Source organism: Blastochloris tepida, assembly GCF_003966715.1.
In the GTDB taxonomy this organism is placed as follows: domain Bacteria; phylum Pseudomonadota; class Alphaproteobacteria; order Rhizobiales; family Xanthobacteraceae; genus Blastochloris; species Blastochloris tepida.
The window spans coordinates 1,726,275-1,747,100 of record NZ_AP018907.1; the positions used below are offsets into that span (position 1 = coordinate 1,726,275).

A 20,826-nucleotide genomic window follows, 5' to 3' on the forward strand; every position below is an offset into this window, starting at 1 on the left:
TGTGGGCGTCGCATTCAAATCGCAATGCGTGTGGTGTGCCAAATTCGCAAGGCCGCGCCAAGGCGGTGCCCCGGCAGACCGCCAATGCGGCCCGGACGGCCGGAGGGCCGCACGGGAAAAGCCGTGACAGCCGGCCCCATCGTGCTAAAGGGGCGCCGATCATCATCCCGTTGATTTTGCCCTCCCTCTCGATCCGGCCGACATGAGCGAACCCGTCGTCACCCGCTTTGCCCCCTCGCCCACCGGCTTTCTGCACATCGGCGGAGCACGCACCGCGCTGTTCAACTGGCTCTATGCCCGCGCCAAGGGCGGCCGGATGCTGCTCAGGATCGAGGACACCGACCGGGAACGCTCGACCCAGGCCGCCATCGACGCCATTCTCGACGGCCTGTCCTGGCTCGGCATCGATTGGGACGGCGAGACGATCTACCAGTTCGCCCGCGCCCAGCGCCACCGCGAGGTGGCCGAGGCGCTGCTCGCCGCCGGCCGCGCCTATCGCTGCTATGCCAGCCCCGAGGAGCTGGCCGAGATGCGCGAGACCGCCCGGCGCGAGGGGCGATCCAAGCTCTATGACGGCCGCTGGCGCGACCGCGACCCGGCCGAGGCCCCGGAAGGCGTCAAGCCGGTGATCCGGCTCAAGGCGCCGCTCGACGGCGAGACGGTGATCGAGGATCTCGTGCAGGGCCGCGTCGCCTGGCAGAACAAGGATCTCGACGACCTCGTGCTGCTGCGCTCGGACGGCACGCCCACCTATATGCTGGCGGTGGTGGTCGACGATCACGACATGGCGGTGACCCACGTCATCCGCGGCGACGACCACCTCACCAACGCCGCCCGCCAGAAGCACATCTATGACGCCATGGGCTGGTCGGTGCCGGCGTTCGCGCACATTCCGCTGATCCACGGGCCGGACGGCGCGAAGCTCTCCAAGCGCCATGGCGCGCTCGGCGTCGATGCCTACCGCGCCATGGGCTATCTGCCGGCGGCGCTGCGAAACTATCTCGTCCGCCTCGGCTGGAGCCATGGCGACCAGGAGATCTTCTCCACCGAGGAGATGATCGCGGCGTTCGATGTTGCGCGCATCGGCCGCTCGGCGGCGCGCTTCGACTTCGCCAAGCTGGAGAGCCTGAACGGCCACTACATGCGCAACACCGCCGATGCCGAGCTGCTGGCGGCGCTGGAAGACGCCCTGCCCTATCTGCCGGGCGGGCCGGAGGTGGCGGCGAAGCTGGACGAGCCGTTGCGCGCGAAACTGCTGGCGGCGATGCCGGGGCTGAAGGATCGCGCCAAGACGCTGATCGACCTCATCACCGGTGCGGCGTTCGTGCTGGCCGAGCGGCCGATCCCGATCGACGACAAGGCGAAGGCGCTGCTGACGCCCGAGGCCCGCGCGCTGCTCGCCAAACTCGCCGACGCGTTCGAGGCGGTGGAGCCGTGGTCGGCCGAAGCGCTGGAGCAGACGGTGCGGGCGCACGCCGAGGATGCCGGCCTCAAGCTTGGTCAGGTGGCGCAGCCGCTGCGCGCCGCATTGACCGGCAAGACCACGTCGCCCGGCATTTTCGACGTGCTGGTGGTGCTCGGCCGGACCGAGAGCGTCGGCCGCATGCGCGACCAGGGCCACGTCGCGGCCGAAGCCTGACGGCACGCGCCCCGGCTCCCCGTACGGCAACTCGGTTGCGGCGACTGGACAAATGCTTTAGCGCTGCCAGTTGGGAACACAGCGTCGATATGCGTGAAGCCTCTCGCTCAAGGCTCGGCTTGTTCGAAAGTCGGTCTCGGCGCGAGACGGAGACCGCGCGACATTCGCGCGAGATCGCTGCGCCGGCCGGTCGAGGCGGACGCGCGAGAGTTTGAGATGTTCTCGTCCCGGCGGAAACCATCGGCCGCCGCATGAATTGACTCGCGAAAGGCTGTTCCATGGACGCCAAGACCACTGAGACCAACACCGGCACGTTTTCGGTCGGCGACAAGACCTGGAAGTTCCCGGTGATGCCCGGGAGCATCGGGCCTTCGGTCGTCGATATCAGCAAGCTCTACGGCCAGACCGGGATGTTCACCTACGATCCCGGCTTCACCTCGACGGCGGCCTGCGAATCCAAGATCACCTATATCGACGGCGACGAGGGCGTGCTGCTCTATCGCGGCTACCCGATCGAGCAGCTCGCCGAGCACGGCGACTTCCTGGAAACCTGCTACCTGCTGCTCTACGGCGAGCTGCCGACCGCGGCGCAGAAGACCGATTTCGACTATCGCGTCACGCGCCACACCATGGTGCACGAGCAGATGGCTCGATTCTACCAGGGCTTCCGCCGCGACGCCCATCCGATGGCGGTGATGGTCGGCTGCGTCGGCGCGCTGTCGGCGTTCTATCACGACTCGATCGACATCTCCGATCCGCACCAGCGGATGGTCGCCTCGATCCGCATGATCGCCAAGATGCCGACGATCGCGGCCATGGCCTACAAATATACGATCGGCCAGCCCTTCGTATATCCCAAGAACGACCTCGACTATTCCTCCAATTTCCTGCGGATGTGTTTCGCGGTTCCGGCGGAGGACTATAAGGTCAACCCGATCTTGGCCAGGGCCATGGATCGCATCTTCATCCTGCACGCCGACCACGAGCAGAACGCCTCGACCTCGACGGTGCGGCTCGCCGGCTCGTCGGGCGCCAACCCGTTCGCCTGCATCGCTGCAGGCATCGCCTGCCTGTGGGGGCCGGCGCACGGCGGCGCCAATGAGGCGGCGCTGAAGATGCTCAACGAGATCGGCTCGGTCAGCCGCATCCCCGAATACATCAAGCGCGCCAAGGACAAGAACGACCCGTTCCGGCTGATGGGCTTCGGCCACCGGGTCTATAAGAACTACGATCCGCGCGCGAAGATCATGCAGCGCACCTGCCACGAGGTGCTGGGCGAGCTCGGCATCAAGCACGACCCGCTGCTCGACGTCGCCCTGGAGCTGGAACGGATCGCCCTGCACGACGACTATTTCGTCGAGAAGAAGCTCTATCCGAATATCGACTTCTATTCGGGCATCACGCTGAAGGCGATGGGCTTCCCGACCTCGATGTTCACCGTGCTGTTCGCGCTGGCGCGCACGGTGGGCTGGATCGCCCAGTGGAAGGAGATGATCGAGGACCCGCAGCAGAAGATCGGCCGTCCGCGCCAGTTCTACACCGGTGCGCCGCGGCGCGATTACGTGCAGATCGCCCGGCGGCGCTGAGCGTCCGGGGTCGGTTCCTCCATCGGTTTCGAACGGGGCGCTCCGCGCCCCGTTTTCATTGCGGATGCGGGCGCAACAGACCTTGTTCGCGCGGCCGACCGGGGCAAGGTCCTTCCTGCACAAAGTTCGTCTTGCACAGGGTCTGTGCTGCACAAGGTCTGCGTTACACAAGGTCCGTCTTGCATTTGTCACCTGACGTTGGGATTTCGCTAACATCGGTGCTGTAGTTGCGACCCCGATGCGGAGGGAGGACGGCATGACGGTTCTGGTGACGGGCGGCGCCGGCTATATCGGCAGCCACATGGTGCTGGCGCTTGTCGATGCCGGCGAGAAGGTCGTGGTGCTGGACAATCTGTCCAACGGCTTCCGCTGGGCGGTCCATCCCGCGGCCGAGCTGATCGTCGGCGACGTGTCGGACCAGGACCTGGTCGAGCGCATCGTGAAGGCGCGCGGCATCGAGTCCATCGCCCATTTCGCCGCCAAGATCGTGGTGCCGGAGTCGGTCGCCGACCCGCTGGGCTATTACCTCGCCAACACGGTGAAGACGCGGGCGCTGTTCGCCGCCGCCGTGGCCGCCGGGGTGAAGCACGTCATCTTCTCCTCGACCGCGGCGGTCTACGGCACGCCCGAGCACAATCCGGTGACCGAGGACGCCCGGCCGCACCCGGAATCGCCCTACGGAACCTCCAAGCTGATGAGCGAGCTGATGCTCGCCGACACGGCGAAGGCCCACGGCCTCGCTTATGTCGTGCTGCGCTATTTCAACGTCGCCGGCGCCGATCCGGACGGCCGCTCGGGGCAGTCGACGCCGAACGCCACCCACCTCATCAAGGTGTGCTGCGAGGCGGTACTGGGGCTGCGGCCGGGGGTTTCGGTGTTCGGCACCGATTTTCCGACCCCCGACGGTACCGGCGTGCGCGACTACATCCAGGTCAGCGACCTCGCCGCCGCCCATCTCGACGCGCTGCGCCATCTGCGCAAAGGCGGCGCCAATCTGACGCTGAACTGCGGCTATGGCCGCGGCTATTCGGTGCTGGAGGTGATCGAGACGGTGAAGCGGGTCTCGGGCGTCGATTTCCCGGTGACGCTGGGGCCGCGGCGGCCGGGCGACCCGGCGGCGATCGTCGCCGGTGCCGATCGCATCCGCGCCGAGATCGGCTGGCGGCCGAAGTTCGACGACCTCACCGCCATCGTCGGTCAGGCGCTGGCCTGGGAACGCACCCTGGCGGCGCGCCGCGCGGGGTGATCGGTGGCGCCGTCACGGTGCGCGGGTCCGGTCACTCGGTTTCCGGACGATCCCTTCGAGATCCCGGAAACGATCTCGCCGAAAATCCTTGTTCGAAAAGGGGATTTTCGGCGAACGGCATACGATTCTCCGGCCCTGCAGGCCGGAAACCGTATCATCCCCCCTTCTCTTCGGACGACGGAAGACGGTCGAGCGCCGGGCTGGCGAAGAACGGAACGAAGTTCCAGGCGCGAAGCTGCCGGCGGACGCGATCGATGGTGGCCGGCTCGGTCAGGTATTCGGTGGCAAACATCCGCACGCCGGCATCCGCTGCCTGACGCAGATAGGACATGCTCCAGGCCACGTCCTCGGGCATGTTGTAGCGGCCATAGCCCTCCAGCCCGGTGAGCAGGCTTTCCTTGTTGTGGGCGTCGATCAACGCCAGATAATCCGGCCGGGTCATCAGGCTCTCGGCGTTCTGCGCCATCAGCAGGAAGCCGGGGCGGACGCGCCGCGCCTTCTCGGCCAGACGGGTCGCCAGGGTGACCATGTCGTCCTGCGCAGTCGGGCGCTCGGGCCAGTCCATGAACGCGTCGACATGGTCGAGCACCACGCCGTCGAAACCCGCCTCGAGAATGAGATCGAGGATGGAGGCGTCGCCGGAGAACACCAGCGACTGCCAGTCCGGCTGCCAGAACTCGACCTGGCGGACCCCCGGCCGGGTGGGATGAACGCGCTCGGCCCACGCCGGCGGCGTATCCCGCCAAGCCTGCGGCCAATACCAGCGAGTGACGTTGGCCTCGCCGACACAGAGACGGGCGAACGCCAGCCGGCGCCGGCCGTCGGGCTTGACGCGCAGCCGGTCGCACGCGCTGCGGCTGATGAAGGCCTGCTCGGTGTCCTTCGGCCTCGGATCGACAACGATCAGATCGAGATCGGACTCGGCGATCGCCGCCACATCGACGTTCCGGTACTGGGCGCCCCAGGCACGGACCGTCGTCAGCAGCTCCTTGGGCTCGGCCCCCATCGCCGGCGGACTGGCCGCCGCCGCACGCGGCAGCCCGAGCAACGCCAAGAGCCCGCCCGACAGCAGGGCACGGCGGCCCCAGTCCAGGCGTCCCACGTCCGCGGCCCCTTCCGGGCCATGGCGCCGGGGCGGTGCAGTCAGTGGCTTCATATGCAACTCATCGAGTTCCGCATCGGCACCGCCCGGGTGGAGGACGCACGCACGCGCGTTTCCCGTAGAAGTGGTTCCTGGTTTTGCCGAACGCGGGCGGCTCGTCAAGAACCTGGAGCATCCTGCCGGTTCGTATGCCCGACGGGGGCGAACGATTTTGGGCCTGCTACCCTGCCATCCCGCAAGGATGCCGCCCCGGCCGGCGGTGAACGCCATCGCCGGGGCCGGCGCTCCCGTCACCGTTCGATGAACGTCCGGGCGATCTGCTCGTGCAATGGTTTCATCAGATACTGCAGCGCCGTGCGCTCGCCGGTCTGCACGAACACCTCGGCGGGCATGCCCGGCACCAGCTTCAGCTCTCCGAGCTTCGCCACCTCGGATGCAGGCAGCGTGACGCGGACGAGATAGTGGCTCTGGCCGGTCTGCTGGTCCTTCGTCAGGTCGGCGGCGACCCAGGTCACCTCGCCCTGAAGCTGGGGCGTGGTGCGCTGGTTGCCGGCCAGGATGCGCACCAGCGTGGCGGACGCGATGGACACTTGGTCGATGTCGGACGGGGCGATCCTCGCCTCGACCACCAGTTCGTCCGCGCGCGGCACGATCAGCATGAGCGTCTCGCCCGGGCTGACGACGCCACCCACCGTATGGACGGACATCTGATAGACCACGCCGCGCTGCGGCGCCCGGATCTCGACGCGCTTCAGCATGTCCTCGGCGGCGGCGACGCGCTCGGTCAGTTCGGCGATCTTGCCCTGGACCTCACGCAGTTCGCGCAGCACCTGGGTGCGGAAATCCTGATCGAGCTGCAGGATCTGCAGTTCGATCTCGCTGATCTTGGCCTTGGCGCGGGCGCTGTCGGTGACGAGCTGGTTGCGCTCGCCGCTGACGCGGGTTTCCTCGCGCCGGAGCTGCATCAGCCGCTGAATGCTCACGAGGTTCTTCTTGTAGAGTTCCCCGACGCCCGCGAGCTCCTCGCGGATCAGCGCCAGCTCCCTGTCCTTGGCCTCGCGCTGGCCGGTCAGGCCGGCGATCTCCTCCCTGGTCTGGCCGATCCGCTCGCGCAGCTGCGCGCGCTGGCCCTCGCGGGATTCGCGGCGGGATTCCATCAGACGCCGCTCGCTCTCCAGCGCCAGCGTCACCGCCGGCTCGCCGCTGCGGGCCAGCAGGCTTGCGGGAAAGGCGATCTCCTGGCGGTCCTCGTTCTCCGCATTAAGGCGGGCCTGACGCACGGTGAACTCGTCAAGCTGCGAGCGCACCACACCCAGCGTCGCCCGTGTCACCGTCTCGTCCAGCCGCATCAGAAGCTGGCCGGTCTCGACCTGGCTGCCGTCCTTGACGAGGATCTCGCCGACCACGCCGCCGCTCGGATGCTGGACCTTCTTGACGTTCGATTCGACAACGATCGTGCCTGGGCCGACGACTGCGCCGGACAGCTCGCTGGTGGCCGCCCAGCTTCCGATGCCGCCAACCATCAGCGCGATGCCGATGAAGCCGACGACGTTCAGCCGCCGGATCGTCGCGCGCAGATCCCCGGTGTCCGTATCCGACATCTTGTCCACTCTCGACCCCGTCCTGATCCGCCAGAGCCCTGAGGCGTCCCGCCGGTCCTGTTGACCGAAATGAACGCCAAGTCATTGAATTATCGAATTCTCTTCCGCAAAACCGGTTCCCACTTTTGCGGAGAATGCTCTAGCCGACCACCCGCAACGGCGGCGTGCCGGCCGGCTCGGCCGCCTTCGCCATGACGCGATTGAGCACGTCCTCGGTGCGGCCGAACGCCTGCTGCGCGCCGGCGGCGAGATAGAGCAGCTTGTTGCAATGGGTGAGCATGGAGGGCCGCTGGGCGACCATGATGACGATCCGGCCGCGCGCCCGCATGTCGCCGATCGCAGCCTGCAGCGCCGCTTCGCCCTCGGTGTCGAGGTTGGAGTTCGGCTCGTCCAGCACCACCAGGAAGGGGTCGCCGAACAGCGCCCGGGCGAGCGCCACGCGCTGGCGCTGTCCGCCCGACAGCACTGCGCCGCCATCGCCGATGCGGGTGTCGTAGCCATCCGGCAGATGCAGGATCATCTCGTGGGCGCCGGCGGCCTTGGCGGCCCGCAGCACGGCCGCGCTGTCGGGCGCAAGACCCATGCGGGCGATGTTCTCGGCCACCGTGCCGTCGAACAGGTCCACCGTCTGCGACAGATAGCCGACGTGCCGGCCCAGGCGTGTCATGTCCCATTGGTCGAGGGCCGCGCCGTCGAGACGGATGACGCCGCGCGCCGCCGGCCACACGCCGACCAGCGTGCGCACCAGCGACGTCTTGCCCGTTCCGCTCGGTCCGATCACGCCGAGCGCGTCGCCGGCCGACAGCGCGAAGGCGATGTTGGTGACGATCGGCCGGGCGGTGCCGGGCGCAACGACCGTCACCTGCTCGACGGCCAGCTCATGGGCCGGTGGCGGCAACTCGGTGGCGGGGCGCGGAACCGCGGTGCGGGCCAGCGCCTGGCTGAGCCGCCGCACCGAGTCGCGCGCCTGCTGAAAGCCGCGCCAGTTGGCAATCGCCGATTCGACCGGCGCCAGCGCGCGCCCCATCATGATCGACGCCGCGATCATCGCACCCGCGCTCAACTCGTTCCGGATCACCAGATAGGCGCCAAGACCGAGAATCGCCGACTGCGCCAGCAGCCGCAGCACCTTGGTGACGCTGCCATAGGACGACACGGCATCGGTCGCGCGGCCCATGGCGGTGAGGTAGGTCTGGCTGGCGCTGATCCAGCGGCTCCTGAGATCCTCGCTCATGCCCATGGCGAGCGCGCTTTCGGCATTGCGGCGCGTCGCCTCGACGAGCGTCTGCCGGGCGCCGGTGTCGCGTGCCACCGTCGAACCGAACTCGCGCGTCTTGCGGGCGGTGAGCACGGTGGCGCCGACCAGCATGGCGGCGGCGGCAAGCGACAGCAGGCCAAGAGCCGGGTGAATGAGGAAGCAGACACCGAGGAAGATCGGCATCCAGGGCAGATCGACGATCGCGATCGGCCCGGCGCCGGTCATGAAGGCGCGGATCTGGTCAAGGTCGCGCACCGGCTGAAGCGCCTCGCCGGAGCGGCCGGCACCGACCGCGAGCCGGACCACGGCGGCATGAACCTCGCCGCCGACCTGCCGCTCGAACAGCGCGCCGATGCGCAGCACCACCCGGGAGCGAATGATGTCGAGCATGCCCTGGAAGGCATAGGCCCCGACCAGCAGCACCGTGAGGGCGACCAGGGTCGGCACGCTGCGGCTCACCAGAACCCGGTCGTAGACCTGCAGCATGTAGAGCGGGCCGGTCAGCATCAACAGGTTCACGACCGCCGAGAACAGCGCGACGCTCCAGAAGGCGCGGCGGCAGCTCGAGAGGGCAGCGGCGACGGCCGGATGGGCGTCCGCCCTGGCGGCGGCAGAAGACGGAACACCGATAAAGGACTGCATCACGGCCTCCTCGGTCGGAGTGGCTTCGCCGGCACCGGCAGAGGGTCATCCGCTGCCGGCCAGAGCATTTTCCGCACAAGTGGATACCGGTTGTGCGAAAGAAAATGCGACAAACCAGAAACTTAGAGCGGAGGGCTGCAGGGCGGGTGACGGCGTCACCCTGCCCTGCGACACCTCGGCGCCGTCCGCCTGCGGCGCGGTCACACGATGTGGAAGTCCGACGGCACGAGCACGCCGGTCGGCGAGATCTTGGCGATCGCCACCGCGTCGCTGCCCTCCCCACCATTCTCATCCCAATAGAGAGTCCCGGCGTCGGCGCCGGCGTTGGCGAAGATGAAGTAGCCGCCACCGTCCGCATTCATCGCCGAAGCGATGTTGGCCGCGGTCACCAGCGCCACGGTTTCGCCGGGAGTGAGGCCACCGCCGAACCCGTCCGCGGAGAACTGCAGGCGATCGGTGCCCGAGACGAAGTCGGTGATGGTGTCGACGCCGTCCGAGGGGAAGTCGAACACGAACGTATCGGCCCCTGCCCCGCCGGTCAGCCTGTCGTCACCGCCGCCGCCTGCGATCACGTTGTCGCCCTTCGTTCCGATGAGCGTGTCGGCATAGTCCGACCCAATCACGTTCTCGAAGCCGGAGAGCAGGTCGCGGCCGGCGCCCCCCGTGTTCTGCCATTTCGTCGAGGCGAGATTCACCGTGACGCCGGCCGTGGCATTCGCGTAGGAGACGGTGTCGATGCCGAGGCCGCCCACCAGGTAGTTGGTGCCGCCATCGCCTTCCAGCGTGTCGTTGAACGCCGAACCGGTGAGGTATTCGATGTTGACGAGGGTGTCGCCCTCGGCATCGCCGCCGCTGCCCTGCCCCGTCATCAGGCTGACAGTGACGCCCGCGCTTGAGGCCGCATAGCTCGCGGTGTCGATGCCAAGGCCGCCATCCAGATGGTCGGCGCCGCCAAGACCGGCCAGCACGTTGTTGCCGATGTTGCCGGTGATCTGGTTGTCGAGCGCATTGCCCGTGCCATTGATGCTCGCCTTGCCGGTCAGCGTCAGGTTCTCGATATCGCCCTTGGCACGAAGAGCATCCGACAGGCTGAACGTCACCGACGACTGCACGAGATCGATGCCGTCGCCTCCGGTCTCGTCGACCACGTCCTTGGCATTGTCGACCACATAGGTGTCGTTGCCGGTGCCGCCGATCATCGTGTCGGCCCCCGCCCCACCATTGAGCGTGTCGTCGCCGCCCAGGCCGGTCAGCACGTTGGCGCCGGCATTGCCGATGATGACGTTGGCCAGAGCGTTGCCCGTGCCGTCGATCTTCGCCTTGCCGGTCAGCGTCAGGTTCTCGATGTCGCCGATGGCATGGACGCCATCCGACAGGCTGAAGGTCACCGACGACTGCACCAGATCGATGCCGTCGCCGCCGGACTCATCGACCACATCCCCGGCATTGTCGACCACGTAGGTGTCGTTGCCGGCGCCGCCGATCATCGTGTCGGCTCCAACCCAGCCATTGAGGACGTCGTTGCCGGCGCCGCCGACCAGAACGTTGGCAGCCTTGCTACCCGTCAGCTTGTCATCGAATGCAGAACCGGTGAGATTCTCGAAGCCGGAGAGCAGGTCGCGGCCGGCGCCGATCGTGTTCTGCCATTTTGTCGACGCAAGGCTCACCGTCACGCCGGCCGTGGCATTCGCGTAGGAGACGGTGTCGATGCCGAGGCCACCCACCAGGTAGTTGGTGCCGCCATCGCCCTCCAGCGTGTCGTTGAACGCCGAACCGGTGAGGTATTCGATGCTGACAAGGGTATCGCCCTCGGCATCGCCGCCGCTGGCTGCCCCAGTCATCAGGCTGACATTGACGCCCGCGCCTGACGCCGCATAGCTCGCGGTGTCGGTGCCGAGGCCGCCGTCCATGTGGTCGGCGCCGCCAAGGCCGGCCAGCACGTTGTTGCTGACATTGCCGATGATGATGTTGGCCAGGGTGTTGCCCGTGCCGTTGATCTTACCCTTGCCGGTCAGCGTCAGATTCTCGATGTCGCCCTTGGCACGAAGAGCATCCGACAGGCTGAACGTCACCGACGAGAGCACGAGATCGGTTCCGTCACCGTCCGTCTCATCGACCACGTCCTTGGCATTGTCGACCACATAGGTGTCGTTGCCGGTGCCGCCGGTCATCGTGTCGGCGCCCGTGCCGCCATTCAGGATGTCGTTGCCGCCGAGGCCGAAGATGGTGTCGTTGCCGCTGCCGCCATTGATTTCGTCTTCCTCGTCGGTCGGCATCGGCTGGCCGGCGACCGGGGTCTTGCCATTGATGACGTTGGCCGCCGACGTTCCGTTGATCGTCACGCCGACGATGTTCGTCACCGAAACCGCGAGCGTCCGGACACTGGAATTGACGCCATCCGAGGCGGACACCTCGACGACATAGACGTTGTCATGGTCGGCGTCGGCGGGGGTCTCGTAGTCCGGCGCCTGCTTGAACACCAGACTGCCGTCGACGATCTCGAACAGGTCCGCATCGGCGCCGCCGCTGATCGAGAAGGTTGCCGGCGTGTCGTCGACCGTGTCGGCGTCTGTTGCCATCAGCGTCGCCACGACGGTCGAATTCTCCGCCACGTTGACCGCGAGGTCGCCGGACGGATCGTTCGGGCCGATGATCGGCGCGTTGTCGTTGATGTCGGTGAGCACGACGTTGATGGTCTTGGCGATCGCGTTCACGCCATCGTCCGCCGTGACCTCGACCACATAGCTGTGCGGATCGGTCTCGAAGTCCGGCGCCGTCTTGAACACCAGATTGCCGCCGACGATCTCGAACAGGTCCGCATCGGCGCCGCCGGTGACGGTGAAGATCGCCGGGTTGGTGCCCACGGTGTCGGGATCGGTCGAGGCCAGCGCCGCGACGAACGTCCGGGACTCGGCCACCGACTGCGTTTCCGCCGTGGTGATGACCGGCACCACATCGTTGAGGTCGGTCACGTCCACCGAGATGGTGCGCGTGTCGGTGCCGCCCTGGCCGTCGGACACCTCCACAGTCACCTGATAGCCTGGCGTCGGGCCTGCCGCCGGCAGCGTCTCGAAGTCCGGCGCCGACTTGAACACCAGATTGCCGTCGACGATCTCGAACAGCGCCGCATCCTCGCCGCCGGTGATCGCGAAGGAGAGCGTCTGCCCCTGGTCGGGATCGGTGGCGGTGAGCGCCGTGATGATCTTCGTATTCTCGGTCACCGACTGCGCCGCCGCCGTGGTGATGGCCGGCAGCTCATTGACGTCGGTGAGCGTGACGGTGATCGTCTGGGCGGTGGTGTTCGCGCCGTCGCTCGCCGTGACCTGCACCTCATAGCTGTGCGGATCGGTCTCGTAATTCGGCGCCGCCTTGAACACGAGATTGCCACCGACGATCTTGAACAGATCGGCATCGGCGCCGCCGGTGATGGTGAAGGTCGCCGGTTTGATGCCGACGGTGTCGGGATCGGTCGAGGTCAGCGCCGCGACGAAGGTGGTGTTCTCAGCCGTCGCCTGCGCCGCCGCCGTGGTGATGGTCGGCGCCACGTCGTTGAGGTCGGTCACATTGACCGTGATGTCCTGCGTGTCGGTGCCCCCCAGGCCATCGGACGCCTGGACGGTGACCTGATAGCCGGCGGTGGAGCCGGCCGCCGGCAGCCCCTCGTAGTCGGGCGCCGACTTGAACACCAGATTGCCGTCGACGATGTCGAACAGCGCCGCATCCTCGCCACCGGCGATCGAGAAGCTCAGCGTCTGCCCCTGGTCGGGATCGGTGGCGGTGAGCGCCGCGACGACGCTCGTGTTCTCGGCCACCGACTGCGTTTCCGCCATGGTGACGGTCGGCGCTTCGTTGACGTCGGTCACGTCCACCGTGATGGTGCGCGTGTCGGTTCCGCCCTTGCCGTCCGACACCTGGACCGTGACCTGATAGCCCTGCGTCGCGCCGGCCGCCGGCAGCGCCTCGAAGTTCGGCGCCGTCTTGAACACCAGATTGCCACCGACGATCTCGAACAGGTCGGCGTCCTCGCCACCGGCGATCGAGAAGCTCAGCGTCTGCCCCTGGTCGGGATCGGTGGCGGTGAGCGCCGCGACGACGCTGGTGTTCTCGGCCACCGACTGCGCTTCCACCATGGTGACGGTCGGCGGTTCGTTGACGTCGGTCACGGCGACGCTGATCGTCTGGACGGTGGCGTTCGTGCCGTCGCTCGCCGTGACCTGCACCTCATAGCTGTGCGGGCCGGTCTCGTAATCCGGCGCCGAATTGAACACCAGATTGCCGTCGACGATGCTGAACACGGCGGCGTCGGCGCCGCCGGTGATCGAGAAGGTCGCCGGGCTGGTGCCGACCGTGTCGATATCGGTCGATGTCAGCGCCGCGACGAAGGTCGTGTTCTCGGCCACAGACTGTGTCGCCGCCGTGGTGATGGTCGGCGCGACGTCATTGACGTCGGTCACGTTCACCGTGATGGTCTGCGTGTCGACGAAGCCCTTGCCATCCGACACCTGGACCGTGACCTGATAGCCCTGCGTCGCGCCGGCATCCGCCGGCAGCGCCTCGTAGTCGGGCGCCGCCTTGAACACCAGATTGCCCTCGACGATCTCGAACAGCGCCGCATCCTCGCCGCCGACGATCGAGAAGGTCAGCGTCTGCGGGTTCAGCGCCAGTCCCAGGTCCGGGTCGGTCGCGGTGAGCGCCGCAACGACTTTGCCGTTCTCGGCCACGCTGGCCGTGGCGGTGTCGCCGCCGCCGAGCGAGGTGATGGTGGGCGCGGCGTCCTGGATGATGTTCACCGTATGCGTGCCGCTGCCGCCGACATCCAGCACCAGGATGTCGCCCGTCTGGCTCACCACCGTCGCGCCGCTGACGCTCAGCGTCCGGCCCGCCGTGCCGCCGAGATCGACCGTCAGCTTGCCCTCGCCGACCAGCGAGAAGGACAGGTTGACGCCGTCGCCGCTGACAGAGACCAGATCCGCGCGCATCGGCAGCGCGGTGATGTGGGTCACGTCGGCAGCGGTGGTGCCGAGATTGATGGTGTAGGTGGCCGTGGCGCCGCCGAGCGTCGGCGTGAACACGCTGTCGTCGTCGTAGGCGTACCAGCCGGCGACGCTGGCGATCACCTTGCCGCTGAGATTGTCGAGGTCCAGCGCGAACTTGCCAGCGTCGGCGGAGGTCACCGTCGCGGTGATCGTATCGCCCGACACCGAGTAGCTGATGCTCGACTTCTCGAACGTCGCGATGCGGTTCGCCAGATCCGCGAGCGTCACGAATTCCGCGCCGGAATTGTACACGTAGGCGATGAAATCGGTGAACATCGCCTCGGTGTAGCCGCCGCCCTGCCAGTTCGTCGGACCGTAATCGTGCCAGGGCCAGACGATGACCGCCGCCTCGGCGTGGCTGGTCAGGCTGTTGAACTCGCTGATCCACTCGGCGAGCGCGGCTTCGGGCGTGTAGTGTTGATATCCGACGAGCGTAAAGTCGAACTTCATGTTCGGGGCGAGATAGACCTTGCCTGTCGCGGCGTCGGCGGGCGACAGATAGCCGAACGCGCCGGGATAGCCGGCGCCGTAGCTCGAATAGCCGCCCGACAGATAGCTGTAGTACTGCAGGATCTGCTCGGCGGTGCTGGCGTATTCGGTCGCGCCCGGAACCGCCGCGCCGATGCTGGTGAGCGCCGTCAGGTGCTGCAGGATGGCATCGCGCGACTGGCCGAACTCATACTCGAAGCTGCCCGGCCCCGTGCCGGTGGTCAGGATCCGGGTGTCCTCGGCGGGATCGAGATTCAAGAGATGGGTGAGCGAGTGGCTGCCGATCTCGCCGCCCAGCGCCAGAAGCTGCTCATAGTAGGGCAGCGACACGGCCCAATTCGTGTATCCGCTCTCCCCCTGATTGTCGCCGATGTTGATGTAGTATGAGCTGACGAAATTGTATTCGGCCTTCCACGCCGTGACGATCGGAAGCAGAAGGTCGTAAATGCCGGCGCTGCCGTCGGTCGGGTTCACCTCATTCGCGAACTGCGACTGGTCCATGTCGGTCCGCGAGGCGAAGATCGAGTCCTGGCGGGTGAGCTGCAGCCCGACGGTGGGGCCGCTCGACCCACCGACCGCATACTGGATCGCCTGCGACAGCTGGTTGTTGTCGCCGAGCAGCGCCGTGGTCGAGAAGTGGACGTTACGATCGCCATTGGCGTTGCTGGTGACGATGGCGTCATAGGTCCCGGCGCCCGTGCCGCTCACCGTCTGGGTGGCGATCACGGAAATCGACGCGGTGTCCGGCGTGGCGTCGGTGAAGGCCTGCCAACCGACACCGCCGCTGTTGGCATAGGTGTTGATGGTTTCACCGGCCGTGTAGCCGCCGACGCCATCGAAGCCCGTGCCGGACGAATTGACCGTCACCTGCGTCGCGCCCAGGAAGCCGCCGTCCTGCGGCGCGAGATCGAAGAACTGCGCCATGCGCGCATAGGCGTCAGACAGCGCGGCGCCAGTCGCGTCATTAGTCATGAAGTTGCCGGCGGTGATCAGGCTGACGTCGTAATTCTCAGCCAGCAGCGTCAGCGTTTCGGTGATTGCCGCGACGTCCGCTTCCTTCACGTTCTCGAATGACGGGAACACGATGGCGTCGTAGTTGACCAGCTTCGACAGATCCTTGAGGTCGGACTCGGTGATCACATCGAACGGAACCCCGGCCATCGCCGCCTGGTTCTGCGCCGCCAGGAACAGCTGAGTGTAGGCCGTCACAGCAGCGTCACCACCCAGCCCGAAATAGTTGGCGGCAGTCGTTTCCGAATAGACGATCGCGATCTTGGTGGTGGTGTCGGTGCGCACCGGCAGGGTGCTGGTGTCGGTTACCGAATAGGAGGTCGCATAGTTTCCCGGCAGGAAGGTCACGTCGTTGACGTCGATCAGCGCCCTGAGGCCGGCGGGGCTGTCGATTGCAGTCTTGGGAACGGCGAACTCGATGGTGGTGCCGTCCGCGCTCAGCCCGTAGTCGAGAACCTGGATGGCGGAGGCCGTGCCGGAAGCGTCGACCGAATAGAGCGTCAGCGTGCTGTCGCTGAATTCCACCTTGTACTCGACGCCGCCGGCCCAGTTCCAGATCTGGTAGCCGGTGGCTGCGTCCTGATCGGTGTTGAGCCACGTCGTGGTACCATTTCCGATCGTGGTGCTGCTCGGGGCCTTGATCGCGAACACGTAGCTGTCGCCTGCGACCTTGCCGTAGACCTCGTAGTCCGGATTCGCGTTGCCGGTATCGATCCGATCACTCGCAGTCCAATCCGAGAGAGCCCCATCAAGCGTGACGCTTCCGACCGTGCCGGACATAACTCAACCTCCGAGATTAACGACGTGATCGTTTCGCGATCATTCCGGGAATGAATGTCCACCACGGTCTCAAACTGGCCGGCCCGAGCGGCGCTGCGGCGTGGTCTGTGCATCTCGGGCACGGCTGGCTTCGGGCAATATCCGGCCGTGAGGGCGAAGCGCCCTTCGTGACCCGCTCGCCGACGGTGGACAGGCGGCGACAGGCCTCGGATGGGGACTGCGTCCCCATCCGACCTGAAAAGGGGGAAAGCGCTAGAAACCTTGCTTCAAAAGATTCGCGACCGGCTGTTCGGGCAGGATCGCGTCCTCGTCTTCGCCGACCTTCAGCACGTCGCCCGGCATCAGCACCGTCGTGTCGGTGGCGGACACGACCTTCGGGCCGTCCTTCGTCTGCCGGACGATCGAGTGGCTCGGCGGCTTGCTTCCGAACGTCATGGCTACCAGCCGCTTGGCCTTGTCGAGCACGCCCGGAAGCATGTCGGCGGAAGCCATCACCGAGATCTGCACGTCGCCGATGGACTGCTTCACTTCGGCGATCGACTTGGTGAGAATCGCCGTCCGCTCGGCCGCGAGACCGGCCTTGGCGCGCTCGGCCTGCTCCAGGCGACTCTTGGCGTGCAGCACCGCAAGCAGGTGGTCCTGCCAGCGGACCTCGATGTCCGACAGTTCGGTGCGCAGCGTCACGAGCGTGTTGCTCGACACCATCGCCCGCTCCTTGAGCTTCATGATGGTGTCGATCCGCTCGAGCCGAAGCTCCTTCTGCTTCTCGATCTGCGCCGACTTGCGCTCGAGCGCCTCGATCTCGTTCTGCGCCGACTTGATGGCCGCCGTCGCCTCGTCCACGCGCTGCTGATGCTTGACGCGGTCGAGCTGGCTCGCCGCCATCTCCGCCGACAGTGCGAGCCGCGCATCATTCTCGCCGACCAGCGACAGAAGCTGTGCGGGCGGACGCGGCACGCCGCCATCGCGTTCCGATTCCAGCACGGCCTGGCGCGCAAGAAGCCGCTTCAACTGGTCCGCCGCCCGGCGAAGCTTCTCGAACTCCTGGACGCGGTCGCCCTTGTCCGCGCCCATGAAACCCAGCCTGTCGAGGCCACCGGCAAGCGCGATCGCCTGAAGCGCCGTCATTCCGGGCGTGTGCTTGTAGGCGCCGGGCTTGCGGAGCGGTCCCACCACATAGACCGGCGCCCGGTCGACGATGGTGATGTTGACATCGGCGCCGCGGCCCATCGCCTTGGAGAACGCCTTCACCAGATCGCGCTGCACCTCGTCGAGCCGGCGGTCCTGCACGACGAATCGCCCGAGCCGCGGAAACGAGATCGAGCCGTCCACCTCGACCGCATACTCGCCGGAGAAATCCATGCGCTGATAGAATGTGCGCAGCGCCGACCGCGCGCCGGCATCCGACGCGCCGTTCGCGGGAACGTCCATCGTCTCGAAGAACGAGATCTTGAGTCGGTCGCCGATCGCCACGGTCGAACCGCCGAGAGACTCAGCGTCCGAGCGGGAGGCGGGAATCGACGAGGTCGGTCGATCGTCCGTGCCGGCACTGTACTCCTGTGCCTTTCCGCTCTCGCCAACGCCGACGATGACCGCGAAGATTGCAAGTGCCGCAGCGCTCCCAACGAGCGCTCCCCGGCCCGATAGGCTGCGCGGATAAAAATCGAGCATTATTCCCGCTCCTCTTCTTCAGACGCCGCAACCAACCCACACGCCTTCACCCAAAGGCGCCTCACTTGCTTTCGTCAGATATGTCTTGATTGCGCTGTGTTGTGGTGGTTAATTTTTCGTTAACTTACAATGTTCTACAAGAAATGATTGTATCAAAGCGACTATGACCGGGCTATTCCTAATGTCTGACCCAAATCAGACTTGCCCTTCAGATGGGACCGATCGCAATCAACGTTAATTCCGCGAAGTCTGACCTGGATCAGACTATGGATACTTGAGTTACCTATCGTCACAGACGTAGATTCCATGCAGGAAAGTCGGCCCGCGCAGGGTGCGCGTGAGAGCTTCGGCCCGCCGGAGCGGCGCCCCGAGAGGAGACTGTCGGCTGCGCGGCGTGGTGTCGGCGACCCGCAGTCGGCCTGGGCGTGCGAGCGGACGCTGCGAGGCGTCAATGGAGGGCAAAATTGCCGTCAGGCGGCAACTGACGGCATGACGCGATCCGGCCGCTTTTGTTGTGGACAAGCTTCCGTTGCAAACGCGCGTTGCAACGTCGCCTGCCAGTCCGCCGGCACCGGGCCGGTCTGGGAGTGGCGGTCGACGGAGTTGCCGTCTTGGGAATCCCCGTCCCCAGGGACGCCATCCACCCGGCGCGGCTTGGCGGATTTCAGTTTCGGGGGCTTCGCCTCGAGATTCGGGTTTCGCGGTTCTGTCGGCGAACAGCGTCGACACAAAGATGAATGAACGATTTGTCGCGCAGTCCGCGCGGCGTGGAGGCCGTCGGTCATGTCGATCGGCGGCCTGCTGCGTCTTGCCAGCATTTCTGCCAGGATCTCGCTCACCGTGCGTAAGCATCCGCGTCCGCATTTCTCAACGATACCCTGCGATGTCAAGGACTCACGCACATGCGAGATCCCTGTTGACTGCCAGTTCTCTTGCTGGATCCGATAGCGACTCGCTCATGACTCTGAAATATCATCACGACTTCGAGCGACCGCAGAGGCAGACGATCAAATAGCGACTCGCACGATCACCAAACTCATTTTTCAAGCTATTTCGAAATACATTATGGTTAACACAGTTAACAACCGTATACCGCTACATTGTTTATTGATGCGGCACTTGGCGGTTTTATTATTTTCGACATTCATAGGCATACTTTTGACATTATACGAAGATAATTTTGCCCTAGGTGTCGGCGACGCTTGAGTGCCATTGTTTGAGGGAGCCTCCGTTATGGCAGTGACAGGCATGTACGTTCTGCAAGGTGTCGTACCGTCCGAGGTGGCATCTGCGCCGTTTGATGTAAAAGTCGTTGAAACATACAACGACAATGGGACTGCTTTTTCCAAAGCAGACGTCGCCAAGATGACGGCCGGCGCCGGTGACGTTCTTGGATATTTCTGTCTCGGAGAGGCGGAAAATTATCGCAGCTACTTCAAATCCCTGCCCAAGTCCGTATTGGGTCCGGTCGATCCCGATTGGGCTGGCAATTACCAAGTCGCCTATTGGTCGACGGAGTGGAAGTCGGTCGCCAAGGCGGAAATCGCCCGGATGGTCCAGGCTGGCTATGACGGCGTCTATTTCGACGTCATCGACGAATACGAGATGGCCTGGGCGAAGAAGAATGCCCCGGGCGGCGATGCCGCCGGCGCGATGAAGTCTCTCGTCAAGGAGCTGTCAGCTTACGCCAAGAGCCTGGATCCCGACTTCAAGGTCTGGGTCAATGGCGGCGAGGGTCTGCTGACGGACGCGAGCTACGTCAAGGCCGTCGACGGCTTGTTCAAAGAAAACCTGTTCTACGACTTCGACGGCAGCAACAAGATTGCGGCCGCTGATACCCAGTACTCGCTCGATCTGCTGAAATACGCGACCAATGCCGGAAAGCCGGTGGTCGCCATCGAATATGTGGCCGGCAACGCGACCAAGGTCGCCGACGTTCACGCCAAGGCGGCCAAGGCCGGAATCGGAAGCTACGTCGCCGAGCTGGAGCTCGACGGCATCAATCTGGCCGACAACCCCGTCACCACGTCGGGCGGCAGCACCGGCAGCTCGACCGGCACGGGCACCGGCGGCACCGTGACCACGAACCCCGGCTCCACCGACTCGGGCTCGGACAGCGGCTCCACCGATGCCGGCTCGGGCACCGGTACCGGCACCAACGGCTCCGGCACCCGGCGGAATTCCGGCTCGGGCTCCACGAGCTTCGGCCGCCGCAACGGCTCATCGGCCACCGACACCGACTCCGGCACGTCGTCGTCCGGCGGCGGCTCCTCGACGCGGCGAACCTCTCTCGGGTCGTCGCGCAGCAGCCCGTCCGTCACTTCGTCCGGCGACAGTACCCGCACCACCACGTCCTCCGGCACCAGCAGCCGCCTGCTCGGCACCCCCACCACGCTGGGCTATTCGTCCGACACGACGTCATCGGACACCACGTCGGCGGCCAGCGCCGGCACCGGCCGCTCGCGCCTCGCTTTGCTGAACCAGTACGCGGCGTCGAGCTTCGACACGGCTGGCGCCTTCCAGAGCCGGACCGCGTCGCAGGACCGGGCCTCGGAGAGCCTGATCCAGATTACCCAGTCGCAGCACAGGTGACGCACCGGAGGCATCGCCCGCCGCGGCGATCGCCGGCCTGGATCGAGACGGTGCGGCCTTGCGGGCCGCACCGTCGCCTGCCGAACCCGGAGGACGAGGCACGCCGCAGTGACTGACAGCAACGAGGTGGCCTGCTCGTCCGAACCCGGGATCCCCCACGATCCCGGGCTGAT

10 protein-coding genes are annotated in these 20,826 nt (G+C 66.0%); 4 read left to right on the top strand and 6 right to left on the bottom strand.

The window, feature by feature from the left end:
• Window positions 1–202: 202 nt before the first annotated feature.
• The 3 genes from gltX (at window position 203) to galE (ending at window position 4,471) form a co-directional block, all read left to right on the top strand.
• Complete coding sequence (gene gltX, locus BLTE_RS07960) at window positions 203–1,639, top strand: glutamate--tRNA ligase (RefSeq protein ID WP_126399137.1); 1,437 nt, start codon at window positions 203–205, stop codon at window positions 1,637–1,639.
• A 350-nt stretch (window positions 1,640–1,989) separates the two neighbouring features.
• Window positions 1,990–3,225: a citrate synthase gene (gene gltA, locus BLTE_RS07965; RefSeq protein WP_425290297.1), complete on the top strand. Its 1,236-nt coding sequence runs from the start codon at window positions 1,990–1,992 to the stop codon at window positions 3,223–3,225.
• Between the two features lie 256 nt (window positions 3,226–3,481).
• Window positions 3,482–4,471, top strand: coding sequence for a UDP-glucose 4-epimerase GalE (galE, locus tag BLTE_RS07970; protein ID WP_126399141.1), 990 nt, complete (start codon window positions 3,482–3,484; stop codon window positions 4,469–4,471).
• Between the two features lie 154 nt (window positions 4,472–4,625).
• Here the strand turns inward: galE and BLTE_RS07975 are convergent, their stop codons facing one another.
• From BLTE_RS07975 to BLTE_RS08000, 6 genes are all read right to left on the bottom strand, one after another.
• A complete protein-coding gene (locus BLTE_RS07975; protein ID WP_160140551.1) occupies window positions 4,626–5,573 on the bottom strand; it encodes a glycoside hydrolase family 191 protein in 948 nt (315 codons plus the stop codon).
• Between the two features lie 290 nt (window positions 5,574–5,863).
• Window positions 5,864–7,174: an HlyD family type I secretion periplasmic adaptor subunit gene (locus BLTE_RS07980; RefSeq protein WP_126399145.1), complete on the bottom strand. Its 1,311-nt coding sequence runs from the start codon at window positions 7,172–7,174 to the stop codon at window positions 5,864–5,866.
• A 139-nt stretch (window positions 7,175–7,313) separates the two neighbouring features.
• Complete coding sequence (locus BLTE_RS07985) at window positions 7,314–9,074, bottom strand: type I secretion system permease/ATPase (RefSeq protein WP_126399147.1); 1,761 nt, start codon at window positions 9,072–9,074, stop codon at window positions 7,314–7,316.
• 200 nt (window positions 9,075–9,274) lie between these two features.
• Window positions 9,275–16,390, bottom strand: coding sequence for an Ig-like domain-containing protein (locus BLTE_RS07990; protein WP_126399149.1), 7,116 nt, complete (start codon window positions 16,388–16,390; stop codon window positions 9,275–9,277).
• A 252-nt stretch (window positions 16,391–16,642) separates the two neighbouring features.
• Entirely contained in the window at window positions 16,643–17,863 is a 1,221-nt protein-coding gene (locus BLTE_RS07995) for a polysaccharide biosynthesis/export family protein (RefSeq protein WP_160140552.1), read from the bottom strand.
• Window positions 17,864–18,531: 668 nt separating this feature from the next.
• Complete coding sequence (locus BLTE_RS08000) at window positions 18,532–18,900, bottom strand: hypothetical protein (RefSeq protein WP_126399153.1); 369 nt, start codon at window positions 18,898–18,900, stop codon at window positions 18,532–18,534.
• 409 nt (window positions 18,901–19,309) lie between these two features.
• Here BLTE_RS08000 and BLTE_RS08005 point away from each other — a divergent pair, with 409 nt between their 5' ends.
• Window positions 19,310–20,653, top strand: a complete 1,344-nt coding sequence (locus tag BLTE_RS08005; protein WP_160140553.1) for a glycoside hydrolase family 191 protein — start codon at window positions 19,310–19,312, stop codon at window positions 20,651–20,653.
• Window positions 20,654–20,826 lie beyond the last annotated feature (173 nt).